Source organism: Streptomyces sp. NPDC050842 (assembly GCF_044456565.1).
Lineage (GTDB): Bacteria > Actinomycetota > Actinomycetes > Streptomycetales > Streptomycetaceae > Streptomyces.
On the sequence record NZ_JBITGA010000004.1, the window covers coordinates 1 to 18,846 of the forward strand.

Consider the following 18,846-nt stretch of genomic DNA (forward strand, 5'->3'; position numbering starts at 1 on the left):
AACTAATCTGGCGTTGATTTTTGGCACGCTGTTGAGTTCTCAAGGAACGGACGCTTCCTTTGTACTCACCCTCTCGGGCTTTCCTCCGGGCTTCCCTTCGGTACTTCGTGTTCTTGCGTTTCCGACTCTATCAGATCTTTCCGATCCGATTTCCTCGGTGCTTTCCGGTCCCTTTTGTTTTCACTCAGGGGGCCTTTCGGCGGTTCCGACTTTATCAGAAGTTCTGAGTCGGTATTTCCGCCTCCCGTTCACCCGTCCTGGCGCACGACGGCGCCGGGGTTTCCCGGTCTGGCGGAGCCGTAAACGTACTGGAGCGGGGCGCCCCGATGCAAATCGAGGGGCCCCGCTCCGGTGTGGCGCTGGTCGGACTCAGACCTCTACGACGACCGGGAGGATCATCGGGCGCCGGCGGTAGGTGTCGGAGACCCACTTGCCGACGGTGCGGCGGATCAGCTGCTGGAGCTGGTGGGGTTCGACGACGCCGTCCTGGGCCGACTTGTTCAGGACCTGGTCGACCTTGGGGATCACGGCGTCGAACGCCGAGTCCTCGATGCCGGAACCGCGGGCGTGGATGTTCGGGCCGCTCACGATCTTGCCGGTCGAGGAGTCCACGACCACGAAGACCGAGATGATGCCCTCGTCGCCGAGGATCCGGCGGTCCTTGAGGTGGGCGTCGGTGACATCGCCGACCGAGAGGCCGTCGACGTACACGTAACCCGCCTGGACCTTGCCGACGATCTTGGCCTTGCCGTCGATCAGGTCGACGACGACGCCGTCCTCCGCGATGACGATGTGGTCCTTGGGGATACCCGTCATCGCGCCGAGCTCGGCGTTGGCGCGCAGGTGGCGCCACTCGCCGTGGACCGGCATGAGGTTCTTCGGTCGGCAGATGTTGTAGAAGTACAGCAGCTCGCCGGCCGAGGCGTGGCCCGAGACGTGGACCTTGGCGTTGCCCTTGTGGACGACGTTCGCGCCCCAGCGGGTCAGGCCGTTGATCACGCGGTAGACCGCGTTCTCGTTGCCCGGGATGAGGGACGAGGCCAGGATGACCGTGTCGCCGGGGACGATCCGGATCTGGTGGTCGCGGTTCGCCATGCGGGACAGGGCCGCCATGGGCTCGCCCTGCGAGCCGGTGCAGACCAGCACGACCTCGTCGTCCGGCAGGTCGTCGAGGGTCTTCACGTCGACGACGAGGCCGGCCGGGACGCGCAGGTAGCCCAGGTCACGGGCGATGCCCATGTTGCGGACCATCGAGCGGCCGACGAAGGCGACCCGGCGGCCGTACTCGTGGGCGGCGTCGAGGATCTGCTGGATGCGGTGCACGTGGCTGGCGAAGCTGGCCACGATGATGCGCTTCTGGGCGTTCGCGAAGACCGTGCGCAGGACGTTGGAGATGTCCTTCTCCGGCGGGACGAAGCCCGGGACCTCGGCGTTCGTGGAGTCCGAGAGGAGAAGGTCGATGCCCTCCTCGCTCAGACGCGCGAACGCGTGCAGGTCCGTGAGGCGGCCGTCCAGCGGGAGCTGGTCCATCTTGAAGTCGCCGGTGGCGACGGCCATGCCCGCGGGGGTGCGGATGGCCACCGCGAGCGCGTCCGGGATGGAGTGGTTGACGGCGATGAACTCGCAGTCGAACGAACCCAGGATCTCCCGGTCGCCCTCCTTCACCTCAAGGGTGTAGGGGCGGATGCGGTGCTCCTGGAGCTTGGCCTCAATCAGCGCGAGGGTCAGCTTGGAGCCGATGAGCGGGATGTCCGGCTTGAGCCGGAGCAGGTAGGGGACGGCGCCGATGTGGTCCTCGTGGCCGTGCGTGAGCACGATGCCTTCGACGTCGTCGAGACGGTCCCGGATGATGGTGAAGTCGGGCAGGATCAGGTCGACGCCCGGCTGCTCCTCTTCGGGGAAGAGGACGCCGCAGTCGACGATGAGCAGACGGCCGTCGAACTCGAAGACCGTCATGTTCCGGCCGATCTCGCCGAGCCCGCCGAGCGGGGTGACGCGCAAGGCGCCCTTCGGGAGCTTCGGCGGGGCACCGAGTTCAGGATGCGGATGACTCAAAAGACTCTCCTCACCACGCGCGCCACGTGCCGTTCTGGCACGTGGCGCGCATGACATTCGTGCACTTGCTGTTGTCAGTGTTCAGTTGTGAAGTCCGTTGTCAGAGTTCTACCCCGCCGGCGGCCAGGTCGACCTTGAGCTGCTCGGTCTCCTCGGCGGAGAGCTCCACGAGCGGGAGGCGCAGCGGGCCGGCCGGGAGGCCCTGGAGGGCGAGGGCCGCCTTGGTGGTCATGACGCCCTGGGTGCGGAACATGCCGGTGTAGATCGGCAGGAGTCGCTGGTGGATCTCGGTGGCCTTCTGGGCCTCGCCGCCCAGGTGGGCTTCGAGGAGGGCGCGGAGTTCCGGGGTGACGATGTGGCCGACCACCGAGACGAAGCCGCACGCGCCCACCGAGAGCAGCGGCAGGTTGAGCATGTCGTCGCCGGAGTACCAGGCGAGGCCGGAGCGGGCGATGGCCCAGCTGGCGCGGCCGAGGTCGCCCTTGGCGTCCTTGTTGGCGACGATCCTGGGGTGCTCGGCGAGGCGGACGAGCGTCTCGGTGTCGATCGGGACGCCGCTGCGGCCGGGGATGTCGTAGAGCATGACCGGGAGCTCGGTGGCGTCGGCGATGGCCGAGAAGTGCCGGTAGAGGCCCTCCTGCGAGGGCTTGTTGTAGTACGGCGTCACGGCGAGCAGGCCGTGGGCGCCGTCGCGCTCGGCGGTGCGGGCGAGCTCGAGGGTGTGGTGGGTGTCGTTGGTGCCGATGCCGGCGACGACGTGGGCGCGGTCTCCGACCGCGTCCAGCACAGCTCGTACCAGCTCCGATTTCTCCGCGTCGCTGGTGGTGGGGGACTCGCCGGTGGTGCCGTTGACGACGAGGCCGTCGTTGCCTGCGTCCACCAGGTGGGTGGCCAGTCGCTGGGCACCGTCGAGGTCGAGTGCGCCGTCCGCCGTGAACGGCGTGACCATGGCGGTGAGGACCCGCCCGAAGGGGGTCTGCGGAGTGGAGATCGGAGCCATGGGTAACACGCTACTCGCTGCTCAGCGCCGGGTGTCCCCCTGGGGGGACAGGAAGAAGAGGAGCCCGGCACTGCCTGCTCGGGGGTTCAGGCAGTGCCGGGTCCGTTTGATCAGCCTAGATGAACTTCGTGAAACGTCGCAATACGGACACTTCGCGCGAGTGACTCGGACATGTGTGCCCTACGGGGCCACACGGCCGTTCTTGTTGAAGGCTGCGTGGGTCAGCGGCATCAGCCGGGCCCAGTGCTCCTCCATCTTCTCGCCGACCATCTCGATCTCCCGCTGCGGGAAGGACGGGACCGCGGCCAGCTCGTGCTGGGTGCGCAGGCCCAGGAAGTGCATGAGCGAGCGCGCGTTGCACGTGGCGTACATCGAGGAGAAGAGGCCGACGGGAAGGACCGAGCGGGCGACCTCGCGGGCGACGCCGGCGGCCAGCATCTCCTGGTACGTGGCGTAGGCCGTCCGGTACGACTCCTCCATCGTGCGGCTGACGACGTCGTGCTGTTCCTGGGTGCCCTCGACGAAGACGTACTTGCCGGGGCGGCCCTCCTGGACCAGCTTGCGGGAGGTGTCCGGGACGTAGAAGACCGGCTGGAGCTCCCTGTAGCGGCCCGATTCCTCGTTGTACGACCAGCCCACGCGGTGCCGCATGAACTCGCGGAACACGAAGATCGGGGCGCTGATGAAGAACGTCATCGAGTTGTGCTCGAAGGGGCTGCCGTGGCGGTCCCGCATCAGGTAGTTGATCAGGCCCTTGGAACGCTCCGGGTCCTTCTGGAGCTCTTCGAGGGACTGCTCCCCCGCCGTGGACACACGCGCCGCCCAGAGGACGTCGGAGTCGCTCGCCGCGCTCTTGACCAGATCAACGGTGACGTCGCTCCGGAAGTCGATCTTCACGTTCTCGGTGGGGGTGTCGGTCACCAGCGGTCCTTCCAGTCGGGGTGTTGCAGCGCCCACTTTAACGACGTCCTCGCGTCCTCCTTGCGGCGTCCTACCCGAGGATGAGATTCGGCCGCTTTGGTGAAATAGGGCACCAAAGTGTCCGTTCCCTCGTCTGTACCGGTGAAGCACGACAACGACAGAGGAGAGTGGCCCTGATGTTCCGCCGGAGAGAGGCCGTACCGTTCGCGTTCGTCGCGGAGGCCGACCACTTCCGCAGTAACGTCACTCCACCACCCCGGGAGCGCCTCAGCGCCTCGCAGATCGTGGGTCGTACGCTGATCGGGCTGACCGTCGTCGCGGGCCTCGTCGGTTCGGTGATCTTCGGTATGCCCTCCCTCCAGTCGGGGGAAGCCGCCACTCATCAGCAGCAGTCCGAAGCCTCCGACAACCGCTGAGGTAGCCTCACCGGGCACTGCCCCTTCGAGCGTGCTTGTGAGTGAGGACCTGTCGTGCCCCTGCCCTTCCTGACGGCCGACCGTGCTTTTGACACGACCGACCACATCGCCCTGCCGTTCGACGACCACGATCAGTGGCGTCGTCCGTACCGGCCGGGGTCGTGGCGTGTCGGAGCCGCGGCGCTCTCGCTGCTGCTCGCCTCGTTCGTGCTGCTCGCCGCCGTGATCATCGTCGCCGCCGGGGGCTTCGGCGCCGCCGGTGTGACCCTCGCGCTCGCCGTGCTCGTCATCCTCGCCGCCCTGCGCATGCTCCGCGTCGGCACATGGGTGAGCCGCGCCGGGGTGCGGCGCGTGGGCTTCCTCAGGACCGTCACCGTGCCGTGGGCGAAGGTGACCTACGTACGGACCGCGCAGCAGCCGGTGCGCTGGCTGGGGCTCCCCCGCACGGTCCAGGGCCAGGCCCTGGTGCTCGGCCGGCAGGGTGGTGAGCAGCTGCTGCTGCTCACCGACCACAATGCCGACTTCCTCTCCCGGGTCGAGGCCTTCGACCGCGCGGCCGACACGGTCGAGGCCTGGAACGCCGAGTACGGCGTCGTCCCGGCCACTACGCGCTGACCGTACGTCCCTCGTGGAGGGCGATGGCCCGCTGCATCGCCTTGCGGGCCCGGGGGGTGTCGCGGGCGTCGTGGTAGGCGACCGCGAGCCGGAACCAGCAGCGCCAGTCCCCCGGGGTGTCCTCCGTCTCGGCCTTGCGCCGGGCGAAGACCTCGTCGGCCGAGTCCCGGTCGATCCGGCCCCCCTCCGTCCGCTTCAGCTCGTCGACGGGCAGGCCGCCCTCGGCCTCCAGCTCGGTGGCGAGGCGGCCGGCCTGCCGGGCGAACCGGGTGTTCTTCCAGAGGAACCAGCCGCCCACGGCCGGCAGCAGGAACGCCACCGCGCCCATGCCCATGGCGGCGGGCTCGCCGGTGAGCAGGAGCAGCACGCCCTCCATCGCCACCACGCCGAAGACGAGGACGAGGACGGTGGCGAGGAAGACGTACGTGATCTTTCCGCCCATGGTCGTCAGCCCAGGTCCAGGAAGTGCTCCAGGCCGAAGGTGAGGCCCGGGGCGGTGGTCACGCGGCGGGCGCCCAGGAGGATGCCCGGCATGAAGCTGGAGTGGTGCAGCGAGTCGTGGCGGACGGTGAGGGTCTCGCCCTCGCCGCCGAGCAGGACCTCCTGGTGGGCGAGGAGGCCCGCCAGGCGTACGGAGTGGACGCGGACGCCGTCGACGTCGGCGCCGCGCGCTCCCTCCAGGGCGGTCGCGGTGGCGTCCGGCTGGGCGCCGAGGCCGGCGTCGGCGCGGGCCGCGGCGATCAGCTGAGCCGTACGGGTGGCGGTGCCCGAGGGGGCGTCCACCTTGTGCGGGTGGTGCAGCTCGACGACCTCGACCGACTCGAAGTACGGGGCCGCGATCTGGGCGAACTTCATGGTGAGGACCGCGCCGATGGAGAAGTTCGGCGCGATGAGGACGCCGGTCTCCGGGGAGGCCGCGAGCCAGGTCCGCAGCTGCGCGAGGCGCTCCTCGGTCCAGCCGGTGGTGCCGACGACCGCGTGGATGCCGTGGCGCACGCAGAAGTCGAGGTTGTCCATCACCGCGGCGGGGGTGGTCAGCTCGACGACGACCTGGGCGCCCGCCTCGGTGAGCGTCTCCAGCTTGTCGCCCCGGCCGAGGGCGGCGACCAGTTCCATGTCCTCGGCGGCTTCGACGGCCCTGACCGCCTCGGAGCCGATACGGCCCTGGGCTCCGAGGACCGCCACGCGCAGCTTGCTCATTGCTCTGAATTCCTTAAAAGGGCTCGGGGGTCAGGAGACCGCTTGGTGGAGGCGGTCCGCCTGCTTGTCCTTCAGCGGTCCTATCACCGACAGGGAGGGCCGCTGGTCCAGTACATCGCGGGCGACCGCCCGGACGTCGTCCGGGGTGACCTCGGCGATCCGGGTGAGCATGTCGTCGACCGACATCTGGGTGCCCCAGCACAGCTCGCTCTTGCCGATGCGGTTCATGAGCGCGCCGGTGTCCTCGAGGCCGAGGACGGTCGAGCCGCGGAGCTGGCCGACGGCGCGGACGATCTCCTCGTCCGTGAGGCCCTCGGACGCGACCTTGTCGAGCTCGTCCCGGCAGATCCTCAGCACGTCGTGGACCTGGTTGGGGCGGCAGCCCGCGTACACCCCGAAGAGTCCGCAGTCGGCGAAGCCCGAGGTGTACGAGTACACGCTGTAGGCCAGGCCGCGCTTCTCGCGGACCTCCTGGAAGAGGCGGGAGGACATGCCGCCGCCGAGGGCGGTGTTCAGCACACCGAGGGCCCAGCGGCGCTCGTCGGTGCGGGCCAGGCCCGGCATGCCGAGGACCACGTGGGCCTGCTCGGTCCTGCGGTTCAGGTGCTCGACGCGGCCCGCCGTGCGGATGACGCGCCGGCCGTCGCGGGGGGCGACGGGGACGGCGTCGGTACGGGTCAGGGCGCCAACCTTCTCGAAGGCGCGGCGGACCTGGCGTACCACCGTGGCGTGGTCGACGTTGCCCGCGGCGGCGACGACCAGGTGGGTCGGGTCGTAGTGCTTCTTGTAGAAGCGGGCGATCTGGCCGCGGGTCAGGGCGTTGACCGTGTCGACGGTGCCGAGGACCGGGCGGCCCAGTGGGGTGTCGCCGAACATGGTCTGCGCGAACAGGTCGTGCACGACGTCGCCGGGGTCGTCCTCGGTCATCGCGATCTCTTCGAGGATGACTCCCCGCTCGGCGTTCACGTCCTCTTCGAGGACGAGGGCACCGGTGAGCATGTCGCAGACGACGTCGATCGCCAGCGGCAGGTCGGTGTCGAGGACCCGGGCGTAGTAGCAGGTGTACTCCTTCGCCGTGAAGGCGTTCATCTCGCCGCCGACCGCGTCGATCGCGGCGGAGATGTCGAGGGCGGACCGCTTGTGGGTGCCCTTGAAGAGGAGGTGTTCCAGGTAGTGGGTCGCGCCGTTGAGGCTCGGGGTCTCGTCGCGGGAACCGACGTGCGCCCAGATGCCGAAGGTGGCGGAGCGCACGGAGGGCAGGGTCTCCGTGACGATCCGCAGGCCGCCGGGGAGGGTCGTGCGACGGACCGTGCCGATGCCGTCCTTGCCCGGGAGAAGCGTTTGGGTACGGGCGACGGCCCGCCCCTCCGAAGAGGGGCGGGCCGTCGTCACGGAACTACGGGACGTCACTGGTCGGTGTCGTCCTTCGCGTCAGCGGCGTCCTCGTCCGCGATCACGGGGATCAGGGAGAGCTTGCCGCGCTGGTCGATCTCGGCGATCTCGACCTGGACCTTGGAGCCGATCGCGAGCACGTCCTCGACGTTCTCCACGCGCTTGCCACCGGCGAGCTTGCGGATCTGCGAGATGTGCAGCAGACCGTCCTTGCCGGGCATCAGGGAGACGAACGCACCGAAGGTGGTGGTCTTGACGACCGTACCCAGGTAGCGCTCGCCGACCTCCGGCATGGTCGGGTTGGCGATCGCGTTGATCGTGGCGCGGGCGGCCTCGGCCTGCGAGCCCTGCTGGGCACCGATGTAGATGGTGCCGTCGTCCTCGATCGTGATGTCGGCGCCGGTGTCCTCCTGGATCTGGTTGATCATCTTGCCCTTGGGGCCGATGACCTCACCGATCTTGTCCACCGGGATCTTGACGGTGATGATGCGCGGCGCGTTCGGCGACATCTCGTCCGGAACGTCGATCGCCTCGTTCATCACGTCGAGGATGTGCAGACGCGCGTCACGGGCCTGCTTCAGCGCGGCGGCCAGGACCGAGGCGGGGATGCCGTCGAGCTTGGTGTCGAGCTGGAGCGCGGTCACGAACTGCTTCGTACCGGCGACCTTGAAGTCCATGTCGCCGAACGCGTCCTCGGCACCGAGGATGTCGGTGAGGGCGACGTAGTGCGTCTTGCCGTCGATCTCCTCGGAGATCAGACCCATGGCGATACCGGCGACGGCGGCCTTGAGGGGCACACCGGCGTTCAGCAGCGACATGGTGGAGGCGCAGACCGAGCCCATGGACGTCGAGCCGTTGGAGCCGAGGGCCTCGGACACCTGACGGATCGCGTAGGGGAACTCCTCGCGGGTCGGGAGGACCGGCACGATGGCGCGCTCGGCGAGCGCGCCGTGGCCGATCTCGCGGCGCTTGGGCGAGCCCACGCGGCCGGTCTCGCCGACGGAGTACGGCGGGAAGTTGTAGTTGTGCATGTAGCGCTTGCGGGTCACCGGGGAGAGGGTGTCCAGCTGCTGCTCCATGCGGAGCATGTTGAGGGTGGTGACGCCCAGGATCTGGGTCTCGCCACGCTCGAACAGCGCCGAGCCGTGCACGCGCGGGATGGCCTCGACCTCGGCCGCGAGCGTACGGATGTCCGTGAGGCCACGGCCGTCGATGCGGACCTTGTCCTTGATGACGCGCTCGCGGACCAGCTTCTTGGTCAGCGCGCGGTACGCACCGGCGATCTCCTTCTCGCGGCCCTCGAAGGCCGGGAGGAGCTTCTCGGCGGCGAGCTCCTTGATGCGGTCGAGCTCGGCCTCGCGGTCCTGCTTGCCGGCGATGGTGAGCGCCTTGGTGAGCTCACCCTTGACGGCGGCGGTGAGCGCCTCCAGGACGTCGTCCTGGTAGTCGAGGAAGACCGGGAACTCGCCGGTGGGCTTGGCGGCCTTGGCGGCGAGGTCCGACTGGGCCTTGCAGAGGGTCTTGATGAAGGGCTTCGCGGCTTCGAGGCCGGCGGCGACGATCTCCTCGGTGGGAGCCTCCGCGCCGTCCGCGACGAGCTGGATGGTCTTCTCCGTGGCCTCGGCCTCGACCATCATGATCGCGACGTCGCCGTCCTCCAGGACGCGACCGGCGACCACCATGTCGAAGACCGCGTCCTCGAGCTCGGTGTGCGTCGGGAAGGCGACCCACTGGCCCTTGATCAGGGCGACGCGGGTGGCGCCGATGGGGCCGGAGAAGGGCAGGCCCGCCAGGATCGTGGAAGCGGAGGCGGCGTTGATCGCGACCACGTCGTACAGGTGGTCGGGGTTGAGCGCCATGATCGTCTCGACGATCTGGATCTCGTTGCGCAGGCCCTTCTTGAAGGAGGGGCGCAGCGGCCGGTCGATCAGGCGGCAGGTGAGGATCGCGTCCTCGGAGGGGCGGCCCTCCCGGCGGAAGAAGGAGCCGGGGATCTTGCCGGCCGCGTACATCCGCTCCTCGACGTCGACCGTCAGGGGGAAGAAGTCCAGCTGGTCCTTGGGCTTCTTCGAGGCGGTGGTCGCGGAGAGGACCATCGTGTCGTCGTCCAGGTAGGCGACGGCGGAGCCGGCGGCCTGCTTGGCGAGACGGCCCGTCTCGAAGCGGATGGTGCGGGTACCGAAGGTGCCGTTGTCGATGACGGCCTCGGCGTAGTGGGTCTCGTTCTCCACTAGTGGTTTCTCCTACGTGTTCGTCTTTGCGTCCGGGGCCCGTGTGGCCGGGGACGGTGTCGACGGGGCGGAGAGACGCGCCTTGGGTGCGGGCCGGTCTTCGATCGAAGCACCCGGCATCTTCCGGGGGCCACTACCGAGGACCGGCGGCGAGCCGGCGGCTCCTCGCTCGTCCGTCGTATGGGGTTGTGCGACCAGACTAAGTGTCTGTGTGCACTTTGTGCACGTACAGCAAAGGGAGCGGCCCCCTGAAAGTGGGAACCGCTCCCTTCACGGCGTGCTTACTTGGCGCCGCCGGCCGCACCGCGGCGGATGCCGAGGCGGTCGACCAGGGCACGGAAGCGCTGGATGTCCTTCTTGGCCAGGTACTGCAGCAGGCGGCGGCGCTGGCCGACCAGGATCAGCAGACCACGACGGGAGTGGTGGTCGTGCTTGTGCTGCTTGAGGTGCTCGGTCAGGTCCGAGATGCGACGGGAGAGCATGGCGACCTGGACCTCGGGGGAGCCGGTGTCGCCCTCCTTCTGGCCGAACTCGGTCATGATCTGCTTCTTGACAGCGGCGTCGAGAGCCACGCTGATCTCCTCTTGAGTGTTCGTGCGCCCGCGAGTGCCCCTGGTCTAGATCTCAGGGGAAGCTTCCGTGACTCGGCGGGCGAAGGTCCGATGGGCGCAGCTTCCAGAGGCTTCCCGAGCAGGTCGGGGGCTTTCCGGGAGCGCGTACACAAACGGCCGTCACACAGCGTACCAGTTCGGCGGAGCCCGATCGCGCGCGGTGCTATTTGCTGGTGAGGGAGCGGACCGACATGAAGACGTCGAGGACGGCGAGGCAGAGGGGGACGAGGGAGAGGAGGACGAAGCCCTCGGCGAGGTCGAGGAGGCGGCCCCAGAACGGCGAGAGGCCCTTCTTCGGGATGATCAGGCCGATGGCGGTGATCAGCGCGGCGCCGGCGGCGACGGAGGCGGTGAGCCAGATCGTACGGATGTCGAGGCCGCCGCGGTCCCCGTACATGAGGAGGTCCTTGACGAGGTCGAGCGGCGGGTTGAGGGAGAGGCCGAGGACGAGCAGCGCGATGGCGGCGATGCCGGCGACCAGGACGCAGGCGACCTGCGAGGTGTAGCGGAAGAGGCGGGCGCGGAGCAGCATCGCCAGGCCGGAGGCGAGGGCGAGGAGCTGGCCCCAGAGGTTTCCGGCGAAGCCGAGGACCGCGGCGGAGCCGACGACGACGGCCGCGCAGCCGCCGACCAGGCCGAGGAGCATCTCGTGGCCGCGGCGCGCCTGGAGGGCGATGCGCTCGCCGTCGACGGCCCGGTCGTCGTCGCCGTTCTGCTGCGGCGATTCGCCGAGGAACTCGTCGTCGGCGGCGCTGCGCGGGGCGGCGTAGCCGATGGGGAGCCGGGCGAAGCGGGCGGAGAGGCCTGGCAGGAAGGCGACCATGCCGATGGCGACGGGGGCGCAGACGGCGGCGGTCTCCGTCGCGGTGCTCTCGGTGAGGATCATCACGAAGGTGGCGAGGGTGCCGACGGTCGCGAGGAAGGTCGCCGCGACGAAGGGGGCGTCCCCGCTCGGGGTGAGCGCGACGAGGGCCACGGAGGCGACGAGGACGGTGACGCAGCCCAGCAGGAACTGGAGGCGGCCGGGTCCCTCGCCGGCGTCGGGGGCGACGATGCCGGAGCCCGCGATGAGCAGCAGCGGCAGGGCGCCGAGGCCCAGGGCGACGGCGGTCGCCCGGTCCGCGTAGACGCGGGCTCGGACGCCCGCGAAGGCGGTGAGGAGGAAGCCCGCCGCGCCCGCGATGATCCCGGGCAGGCTGTGCATGTCGTGGCGGACCGGGTCCGCGAACCAGAGCACGAAGCCCATGAGCACGAGCAGCAGGACGCCGCCGAGGAGACCGGCGCCGCGCAGGAGCTCGTCGCCCCAGAGGTGCCGGTCGCGGGTGACTGCGGAGGCGACGGCGTCGGAGACGTCGTCGTAGACCGCCGGTGGCAGGGACTGGGCGAAGGGGCGCAGGGAGAGCACCTCGCCGTCGAGGACCTGCTGGGCGGCGAGGGTGCGGGCGCCGTCGAGGACGGACCCGTCGCGGCGCACCAGGTGGTAGCCGGTCGGAGTGCCCGCTGTTTGCGACTGCCCGGTGAGCCGCAGGATCTCCGGGTAGACGTCGGCGACGGCGATGTCCTCCGGGAGCGCGACGTCGATGCGGCTGTCCGGCGCCACGACGGTGACGCGGCAGAAGCCGGTCGCTGCGGTCGTACTCACGTGTCTGGACCCCCTGATTCGCGGTTGCGCACGATGCGCGCGCCACCCTACCGGGGACGGCCGGTGGGGGCTGCAAGTAGGATCGCCGTCCCATGGGGGAAGTCCGCGCACCCGGCCGCAGACCGGGGTGCCGGCGCGGAAGCTCCCGCCACGAGCCCGCCTCCTACGAGGGATTGATGCGCCGGTGAGCCAGATCGTCGTCAAACGCCCGCCGAGGGCGCTTCCGCCGGAAGTGCCCGGTGAGGAACTCGTCCTGGAGTCTCCGCCGGAACTTCCGCGGGGGCAGCAGGAGTCGGCGTTGATGCAGCTCCTGCCGATGCTCGGCATGGGTTCTTCGGTGGTCTTCTTCTTCATGACGCCGTCGCCGATCATGCGGATCATGGGTGTGCTGATGCTCGCGTCGACGGTCGCGATGGCCGTCGCCCAGTTCGTCAGATTCCGTCGCGGTACGCAGGGGCAAATGGCCGATGTCCGCCGCGACTACCTCAAATACCTCGCCCAGACGCGGCGTACGGTCCGGCGCACGGCACGCAAGCAGCGGGACGCTCAGCTGTATCTGCACCCCTCCCCCGAGCAGCTGTGGTCGGTCGTGGCCGAGGGCTCGCGGGTGTGGGAGCGCCGGGTGGGCGACCACGACTTCGGGCAGGCGCGGATCGGGCTCGGGGCGCAGCAGTTGGCGACGGCGCTCGTCGCGCCGGACACGGCTCCGGTGGACGAGCTGGAGCCGCTGTGCGCGGGCGCGATGCAGCAGTTCCTCGCGGTGCACGGCACGTTGGACGGGCTGCCGATGGCGGTCTCGATGCGGGCGTTCTACCACGTGACGGTGTCGGGTGAGCCCGAGTCGGCGCAGGCGGCGGCGCGTGCTCTCGTGGCGCAGCTGGTGACGCTGCACTCCCCCGACGACCTGATGCTCGCGGTGGTCGCGGCGCGGGCTTCGCAGGAGCGGTGGGACTGGACGAAGTGGCTGCCGCACACGCAGGTGCCCGGGCAGGTCGACGGGGCCGGTACGAAGCGGCTGTTCGGCGACGACCTGGGCGAGCTGGAGAACCTGGTCAGGTCGAAGCTCGACGGGCGGCCCCGGTTCTCCCGGGACAACCAGCCGGTCCTGGACCAGCCGCACGTGGTCGTGGTCCTGGACGGCGGGATGGTGCCGCCGGACTCGCTGCTCGCGGCGGCCGAGGGCCTTCAGGGCGTGACGATCGTGGAGGTCGTCTCGGGCGAGCTCGACGAGCCGCGCGGTGGTCTTTCGGTGGTGGTACGACCGGGGCGGCTGAGTCTGGAGTTCGGCGGCGGCTTCGCGTACGAGGGGCTGCCGGACGGCATCTCGCTGCCGGCGGCCGAGGCGCTGGCCCGGCAGCTGGCTCCGCTGCGGATGGGCGGCGGGGACGACGACGAGCCGCTGCTCGCCAATCTGGACTTCACCGACCTGCTGAACCTCGGGGACGCGGAGTCGGTGGACGTGGCGCGGACGTGGCGGCCGCGGACGGTCGCCGAGCGGCTCCGGGTGCCGATCGGTGTCGGCGAGGACGGCCAGCCGGTCATGCTGGACCTGAAGGAGGCCGCGCAGGAGGGCATGGGCCCGCACGGTCTGTGCGTCGGCGCGACGGGTTCCGGCAAGTCGGAGCTGCTGCGGACGCTCGTCCTCGGTCTCGCGGTGACGCACTCCTCGGAGACGCTGAACTTCGTCCTCGCGGACTTCAAGGGCGGTGCGACCTTCGCGGGCATGTCGCAGATGCCGCACGTGGCGGCGGTCATCACGAACCTGTCGGACGACCTGACGCTGGTCGACCGCATGGGCGACGCGATCCGCGGCGAGTTGCAGCGCCGTCAGGAGCTGCTGCGGTCGGCGGGCAACTACGCCAACATCCACGACTACGAGAAGGCGCGGGCGGCGGGTGCTCCGCTGGAACCGCTGGCCTCGCTGGTCCTGGTGATCGACGAGTTCTCCGAACTCCTCACCGCCAAGCCGGACTTCATCGACATGTTCATCCAGATCGGCCGGATCGGCCGTTCGCTGGGTGTGCATCTGCTCCTCGCCTCGCAGCGCCTGGAGGAGGGCAAGCTGCGGGGCCTCGACACCTACCTCTCGTACCGGATCGGTCTGCGGACCTTCTCGGCGGCGGAGTCGCGGACGGCGATCGGTGTGCCGGACGCGTACCACCTGCCGTCGGTGCCCGGTTCGGGCTATCTGAAGTTCGGTACGGACGAGATGACCCGCTTCAAGGCGGCGTACGTCTCGGGAACGCACCGGTCGGGCGGGCCTCGCCTGGAGATCGGGCAGCTGCCGGTGGAGCGGCGGCCCGCGCTGTTCACGGCGTCGCCGGTGCCCGTGGTGTACGCGGCGCCGGACCCGGCCTACCTCACGGCGCAGCGCGCCGAGGAGGACGACGCGCTCGCGGACACGGTCCTCGACGTGATCGTGCGCCGTCTGGAGGGTCAGGGCGTGCCGGCGCACCAGGTGTGGCTGCCGCCGCTCGACCAGGCGCCCTCGCTGGACCAGCTGCTGCCCGGGCTCGCGCAGACGGCGGACCGGGGGCTCACGGCGACGGAGTACACGCGTCAGGGCGGGCTCACGGTGCCGCTCGGGCTCATCGACAAGCCGTTCGAGCAGCGGCGTGAGGTGCTGTACCGGGACTTCTCCGGCGCGGCCGGTCACATGATGGTGGTCGGCGGTCCGCAGTCGGGCAAGTCGACGCTGATGCGGACGCTCGTCTCGTCGTTCGCGCTCACCCACACTCCGGCCGAAGTGCAGTTCTACTGCCTGGACTTCGGTGGCGGCGGCATGATCTCGCTCGCCGATCTGCCGCACGTCGGCGGGGTGGCGTCGCGGCTCGACCCGGAACGGGTGCGGCGGACGGTCGCGGAGGTGCTGGGGGTCCTCAACCGGCGGGAGGAGTTCTTCCGTTCGCACGCCATCGACTCGATGACGACCTACCGGCGCAAGCGGGCCGCGGGCGAACTGCCGGGCGAGGCCTGGGGCGACGTCTTCCTGGTCGTGGACGGCTGGGGCGGCTTCCGCAACGACTACGACACGCTGGAGCCGATCGTCTCCGACATCGCCGCGCGCGGTCTGGGCTACGGCATCCACGTGGTGATCACCGCCTCCCGGTACATGGAGGTGCGGGCGGCGCTCAAGGACCAGATGCTGGGCCGGCTCGAACTGCGGCTCGGTGACGTCATGGACTCCGAGTTCGACCGCAAGGTCGCGGCGAACGTGCCGACCGGGGTGCCGGGGCGCGGTCAGGTGGCGGAGAAGCTGCACTTCATGGGCGCGCTGCCGCGGATCGACGGATCGAGCTCGGGTGCCGATCTCTCGGAGGGCACGGCGGCGTTCGTCCAGGCCGTGCGGGCGAGCTGGACCGGGGCTCCGGCCCCGGCGGTGCGGCTCCTGCCGCGCAGGCTGCCGGCGGAGCAGCTGCCGAAGGGCTTCGAATACCCGCAGCACGGCATCGCGATCGGCATCGACGAGACGAACCTGGAGCCGGTGTTCGTCGACTTCGAGTCGGATCCGTTCTTCCTGGTCTTCGGTGAGAGCGAGTCCGGCAAGACGGGACTGCTCCGGCTGATCGCCAAGCAGCTGTGCGAGCGGTACACGCCGGAGCAGGCGCGGATCGTGGTGGGCGACTACCGGCGGACGATGCTGGAGGCGGTCGCGCCCTCGCACCTCCTGGAGTACGCGCCGATGGCCTCGGCCATGCAGATGCACATGGAGGCCATCAACACGGTGATGACGAAGCGTGCTCCCAAGCCGGACATCACGCCGCAGCAGCTGCGCGACCGGAGCTGGTGGACGGGGCCGCAGCTGTTCGTGCTGATCGACGACTTCGAGCTGGTGGCCACCAACTCGGGCAATCCGCTGGCGGTCCTCGTCGAGAACCTGCCGTTCGCGCGGGACGTCGGCATCCGGTTCATCGTGGCACGCAACCAGGCCGGTGCCTCGCGGGCGATGTACGAGCCGTTCATGCAGCGCATGAGGGAGCTGGGCGCGCAGGGCGTGATCCTCTCCGGCGATCCGCAGGAGGGCGACATCCTCGGCAACGTCCGGGCCAGGCCGATGCCTCAGGGCCGGGCCACGTTCGTCTCGCGCAAGCGGGGGACGCCGCTGGTCCAGCTGGGCTGGCTGCCGGAACAGCACTGAGTGATTTCCCGCCGTTCGGGTGCGGCGGTCCCACTACTGTGGAAGGGACCGCCGTACCACCGCGAAGGGAAAGCGCCGATGACCGACGCACAGGCCACCACCACCGACGACTCCCCGGTGAGCGCCGCCGACAGCGCCCGCGCCGCCGAGAAGCAGCGGCAGAAGGACGAGCTGTACGCGCTCGACATCTCCGGCGCCGAGTGGGAGGGCGCTCCGGGGACCGACCCGGACGAGGAGCGGGTGGAGATCGCGCGGCTGCCCGAGGGGGCGGTGGCGATGCGTTCGTCGCTCGACAAGGAGACGGTGCTGCGCTACACGAAGGCCGAGTGGGACGCGTTCGTCCTCGGCGCCAGGGACGGCGAGTTCGACCTGCGGTAGGCCCGGACGCCGCGGCCCAGGCGGGACGTTGACGACCGGGCCCAAGGGGTACGCGTGAGGGGGTGGCCCGTCGGAACGGGCCACCCCCTCACATGCGTCCGCGGGATGTCACATGCGGAACCGGGCGGCGTTGCCCCGGTCGGTGTCCTGGTAGCCGGCGACCGACTCGTCCAGGAGCTGGGCGATGCGCGCCAGGTCCTGGTTCATGCCGGCCATGTCGCGGGTCAGGCGGTCCTGCGTCTCGCGGTACGCGATCTTGGCCTCACCCTCCCAGTTGTTGGCGACGCGGTTGACCTCGGCCATGAGGTCGTCCAGCTTCTGCGTGAGCGTGGTGGAGGTCAGGCGGGTGTCGGCCGCCGCCTGCGTCACGGTGTCGTAATTGACCGCAGTGGTCATGGTGTTGACTCCTGAAGTGAGAGTGGCGCGGAGGACTGGTGAGTGGCTCAGACGCCGAGGATGGCGCTCTGGCCGCCGCCGCCCGCGCCGCCGCTTGCGTCCATCGTGCGGAAGGACCGCAGGCGGTCCTCCTCCTCACGCGAGAACCCGTCGGCGCTCATGCGCATCATCTCTTCGAGCTTGGAGAGCTCGGCGCGCATGCTGCGCAGACGCTGGTTCAGGTCGTTCTGAACCCGGTCGTACTCCTTGCTCGCAGCGCCCTGCCAGCCCGCCTGGACGCGGTCGACCACGCCATTGAGGTTGGTGATGCGGGACTGGAGCTCGTCGGAGAAGTCCTGGATCCGGCCTGCGAGCCGAACTTGTTCGGCACTGGTTACGTTCAGGTCTTTCGACATCTTGCCCCTTCTTCCTTCGGTGGCGTCGACGGCCGGGCCGTCGGGCCTTCCGCTCGTGATGCGGACGGGAATCTTCTGATGCCGCCCCCGTGCTGGGTTCGCACTGCCGTGCGCCCGACGGTCACTTTAGCCATTGACGGCGGCAGTTCCAACTGCAAAGGGGGGACCGGATACTTGACCGGTGGGCCGTTCAACGAACCCCCCTTCTGCGGCGGCTGTCGCGGATCACGATGGCGGTTCCGGCGACCACGGCCACCAGCACACCACCGATCCCCAACGCATAGGTGGCGAGCCGCTCGGAGCGCTCCTGGGGAGTCTCCGTCAGCGCCAGGCGGGCCGGCTCGGGTGCCGGCGGTTTGGGCGGGCCCGGATCGGGCGTGGGCGCGGACGGCGGCGTCCCCGGGGGCGCGTCGGCGAGCGCCTTGACCGGGTCGACCACCCCCCAACCGACGTAGCCGTCACGGCCGTTGATGGAGCGGATGGCGGTCTGCTCGATCCGGGCGACGATCTGGGCGGCGGACCAGTCGGGATACCTGGCCTTGAGCAGGGCGGCGACGCCCGCGACGTACGGGGCGGAGAAGCTCGTGCCGTTGTCGACGCACTGACCGCCGCCGGGGACGGTGGAGACCATGTCGACGCCGGGGGCGGCGACGCCCACCATGGGGCCGGCCTGGGAGAAGGCGGCCCGTTCGTTGTTCCGGTCCGACGAGGCGACGGCCAGGACCCCGGGGAAGGCGGCCGGGTAGGTCTTCTTGAACTTGCCGTCCATGCCGTCGTTGCCCGCGGAGGCGACGACCACGATCTTCTTCTCGATCGCCTTGGCGATCGAGACGCCCATGTCCGAGTCGGTGTCGAGGCGCTGGGTGGTGTCCTGCGAGATGTTGATGACGTCCGCGCCCTTGGCGACGGCCCAGTCGATCGCCTTGGCCATCGTGTCGGACTTGCCGCTGTTCTTCTCGTCGTTCTGGCGGATCGGGATGATCGTCGCCTCGGGTGCGAGGCCGACGAAGCCGGTGCCCTTGCGGGGGCGGGCCGCGATGATGCCGGCGACCTTGGTGCCGTGGCCGACGTCGTCGACGGTCCCGTCGGTCTTGCCGCGCTTCTCGTCGCCGAAGCCGGGGTTCTTCGGGTCGGGCTTGAGGAAGTCCTTGCCCGCCTTGGCGTCGACGGCCTCGCGCAGCTGCGGGTTGACGTCGTCGACGCCGGTGTCGATGACGGCGACCCTGACGCCCTTGCCCTTGGTGTGCTGCCAGAGCTCGTCGAGGAGGACCCGCTGGAGCGGCCAGGGGGTGCCCTCGATCTGCTTCTTCATGGGGAACGTGCACTCGCCGCTGCCGTCGAGGGCCCAGGGCTCCGGTCCGGGCGCCACCGCCGCCGCGGGCGCCGCGAGCAGGCCCGTCAGGGTGGCGGCGGTCAGCAGGGCGGCCGCCGTGCGGTACGTCGTCGTCACCGGTGC

16 protein-coding genes are annotated in these 18,846 nt (G+C 69.8%); 4 read left to right on the forward strand and 12 right to left on the reverse strand.

All coding sequences use genetic code 11. The annotated features are described in order from the left end of the window. Nucleotides 1–369: 369 nt before the first annotated feature. From ACIBG6_RS13145 to thyX, 3 genes are all read right to left on the reverse strand, one after another. The gene (locus ACIBG6_RS13145; RefSeq protein ID WP_399222706.1) at nucleotides 370–2,055 is read right to left on the reverse strand and encodes a ribonuclease J; all 1,686 of its coding nucleotides are present in this window, start codon (nucleotides 2,053–2,055) and stop codon (nucleotides 370–372) included. 100 nt (nucleotides 2,056–2,155) lie between these two features. Continuing rightward, nucleotides 2,156–3,055 carry a 4-hydroxy-tetrahydrodipicolinate synthase gene (dapA, locus tag ACIBG6_RS13150; protein WP_399222708.1) on the reverse strand — a complete coding sequence of 300 codons (900 nt, stop codon included), beginning with the start codon at nucleotides 3,053–3,055 and terminating at the stop codon, nucleotides 2,156–2,158. Nucleotides 3,056–3,235: 180 nt separating this feature from the next. Next, entirely contained in the window at nucleotides 3,236–3,976 is a 741-nt protein-coding gene (gene thyX / locus ACIBG6_RS13155; protein WP_317599712.1) for an FAD-dependent thymidylate synthase, read from the reverse strand. Between the two features lie 176 nt (nucleotides 3,977–4,152). Here thyX and ACIBG6_RS13160 point away from each other — a divergent pair, with 176 nt between their 5' ends. Both ACIBG6_RS13160 and ACIBG6_RS13165 read left to right on the forward strand, forming a co-directional pair. Beyond that, nucleotides 4,153–4,392 carry a hypothetical protein gene (locus ACIBG6_RS13160; protein ID WP_317599711.1) on the forward strand — a complete coding sequence of 80 codons (240 nt, stop codon included), beginning with the start codon at nucleotides 4,153–4,155 and terminating at the stop codon, nucleotides 4,390–4,392. Between the two features lie 54 nt (nucleotides 4,393–4,446). Next, a complete protein-coding gene (locus ACIBG6_RS13165; RefSeq protein WP_399222709.1) occupies nucleotides 4,447–5,007 on the forward strand; it encodes a hypothetical protein in 561 nt (186 codons plus the stop codon). On the opposite strand, the gene ACIBG6_RS13170 is transcribed toward ACIBG6_RS13165, so the two are convergent. The 6 genes from ACIBG6_RS13170 to eccD form a co-directional block, all read right to left on the reverse strand. Then, nucleotides 4,997–5,449 (reverse strand): hypothetical protein, encoded by a 453-nt coding sequence (locus ACIBG6_RS13170; protein ID WP_399222710.1) that lies wholly within the window; start codon nucleotides 5,447–5,449, stop codon nucleotides 4,997–4,999. The genes ACIBG6_RS13165 and ACIBG6_RS13170 overlap by 11 nt on opposite strands. A gap of 5 nt (nucleotides 5,450–5,454) precedes the next feature. Next, nucleotides 5,455–6,207: a 4-hydroxy-tetrahydrodipicolinate reductase gene (gene dapB / locus ACIBG6_RS13175; RefSeq protein ID WP_399222712.1), complete on the reverse strand. Its 753-nt coding sequence runs from the start codon at nucleotides 6,205–6,207 to the stop codon at nucleotides 5,455–5,457. Nucleotides 6,208–6,237: 30 nt separating this feature from the next. Beyond that, entirely contained in the window at nucleotides 6,238–7,617 is a 1,380-nt protein-coding gene (locus tag ACIBG6_RS13180; RefSeq protein WP_399222713.1) for a M16 family metallopeptidase, read from the reverse strand. Beyond that, entirely contained in the window at nucleotides 7,614–9,830 is a 2,217-nt protein-coding gene (locus ACIBG6_RS13185; protein ID WP_399222714.1) for a polyribonucleotide nucleotidyltransferase, read from the reverse strand. The genes ACIBG6_RS13180 and ACIBG6_RS13185 overlap by 4 nt, the downstream gene beginning before the upstream one ends. Nucleotides 9,831–10,111: 281 nt before the next feature. Beyond that, on the reverse strand, nucleotides 10,112–10,402 hold the full coding sequence (gene rpsO / locus ACIBG6_RS13190; protein ID WP_024758243.1) for a 30S ribosomal protein S15: 291 nt from the start codon (nucleotides 10,400–10,402) through the stop codon (nucleotides 10,112–10,114). A 202-nt stretch (nucleotides 10,403–10,604) separates the two neighbouring features. Then, nucleotides 10,605–12,083: a type VII secretion integral membrane protein EccD gene (gene eccD / locus ACIBG6_RS13195; RefSeq protein WP_399222715.1), complete on the reverse strand. Its 1,479-nt coding sequence runs from the start codon at nucleotides 12,081–12,083 to the stop codon at nucleotides 10,605–10,607. 184 nt (nucleotides 12,084–12,267) lie between these two features. Here eccD and eccCa point away from each other — a divergent pair, with 184 nt between their 5' ends. Together eccCa and ACIBG6_RS13205 are read left to right on the forward strand one after the other, a co-directional pair. Next, nucleotides 12,268–16,221 (forward strand): type VII secretion protein EccCa, encoded by a 3,954-nt coding sequence (gene eccCa / locus ACIBG6_RS13200; RefSeq protein WP_399222716.1) that lies wholly within the window; start codon nucleotides 12,268–12,270, stop codon nucleotides 16,219–16,221. A 78-nt stretch (nucleotides 16,222–16,299) separates the two neighbouring features. Continuing rightward, a complete protein-coding gene (locus ACIBG6_RS13205) occupies nucleotides 16,300–16,599 on the forward strand; it encodes a DUF397 domain-containing protein (RefSeq protein ID WP_399222717.1) in 300 nt (99 codons plus the stop codon). A 108-nt stretch (nucleotides 16,600–16,707) separates the two neighbouring features. Here ACIBG6_RS13205 and ACIBG6_RS13210 read toward each other — a convergent pair whose 3' ends face one another. From ACIBG6_RS13210 to mycP, 3 genes are all read right to left on the reverse strand, one after another. After that, nucleotides 16,708–16,995, reverse strand: coding sequence for a WXG100 family type VII secretion target (locus ACIBG6_RS13210; protein WP_317599698.1), 288 nt, complete (start codon nucleotides 16,993–16,995; stop codon nucleotides 16,708–16,710). Nucleotides 16,996–17,042: 47 nt separating this feature from the next. Then, nucleotides 17,043–17,390, reverse strand: a complete 348-nt coding sequence (locus ACIBG6_RS13215) for a WXG100 family type VII secretion target (protein ID WP_317599696.1) — start codon at nucleotides 17,388–17,390, stop codon at nucleotides 17,043–17,045. A 190-nt stretch (nucleotides 17,391–17,580) separates the two neighbouring features. After that, a complete protein-coding gene (gene mycP, locus ACIBG6_RS13220) occupies nucleotides 17,581–18,840 on the reverse strand; it encodes a type VII secretion-associated serine protease mycosin (protein ID WP_399222718.1) in 1,260 nt (419 codons plus the stop codon). Nucleotides 18,841–18,846 lie beyond the last annotated feature (6 nt).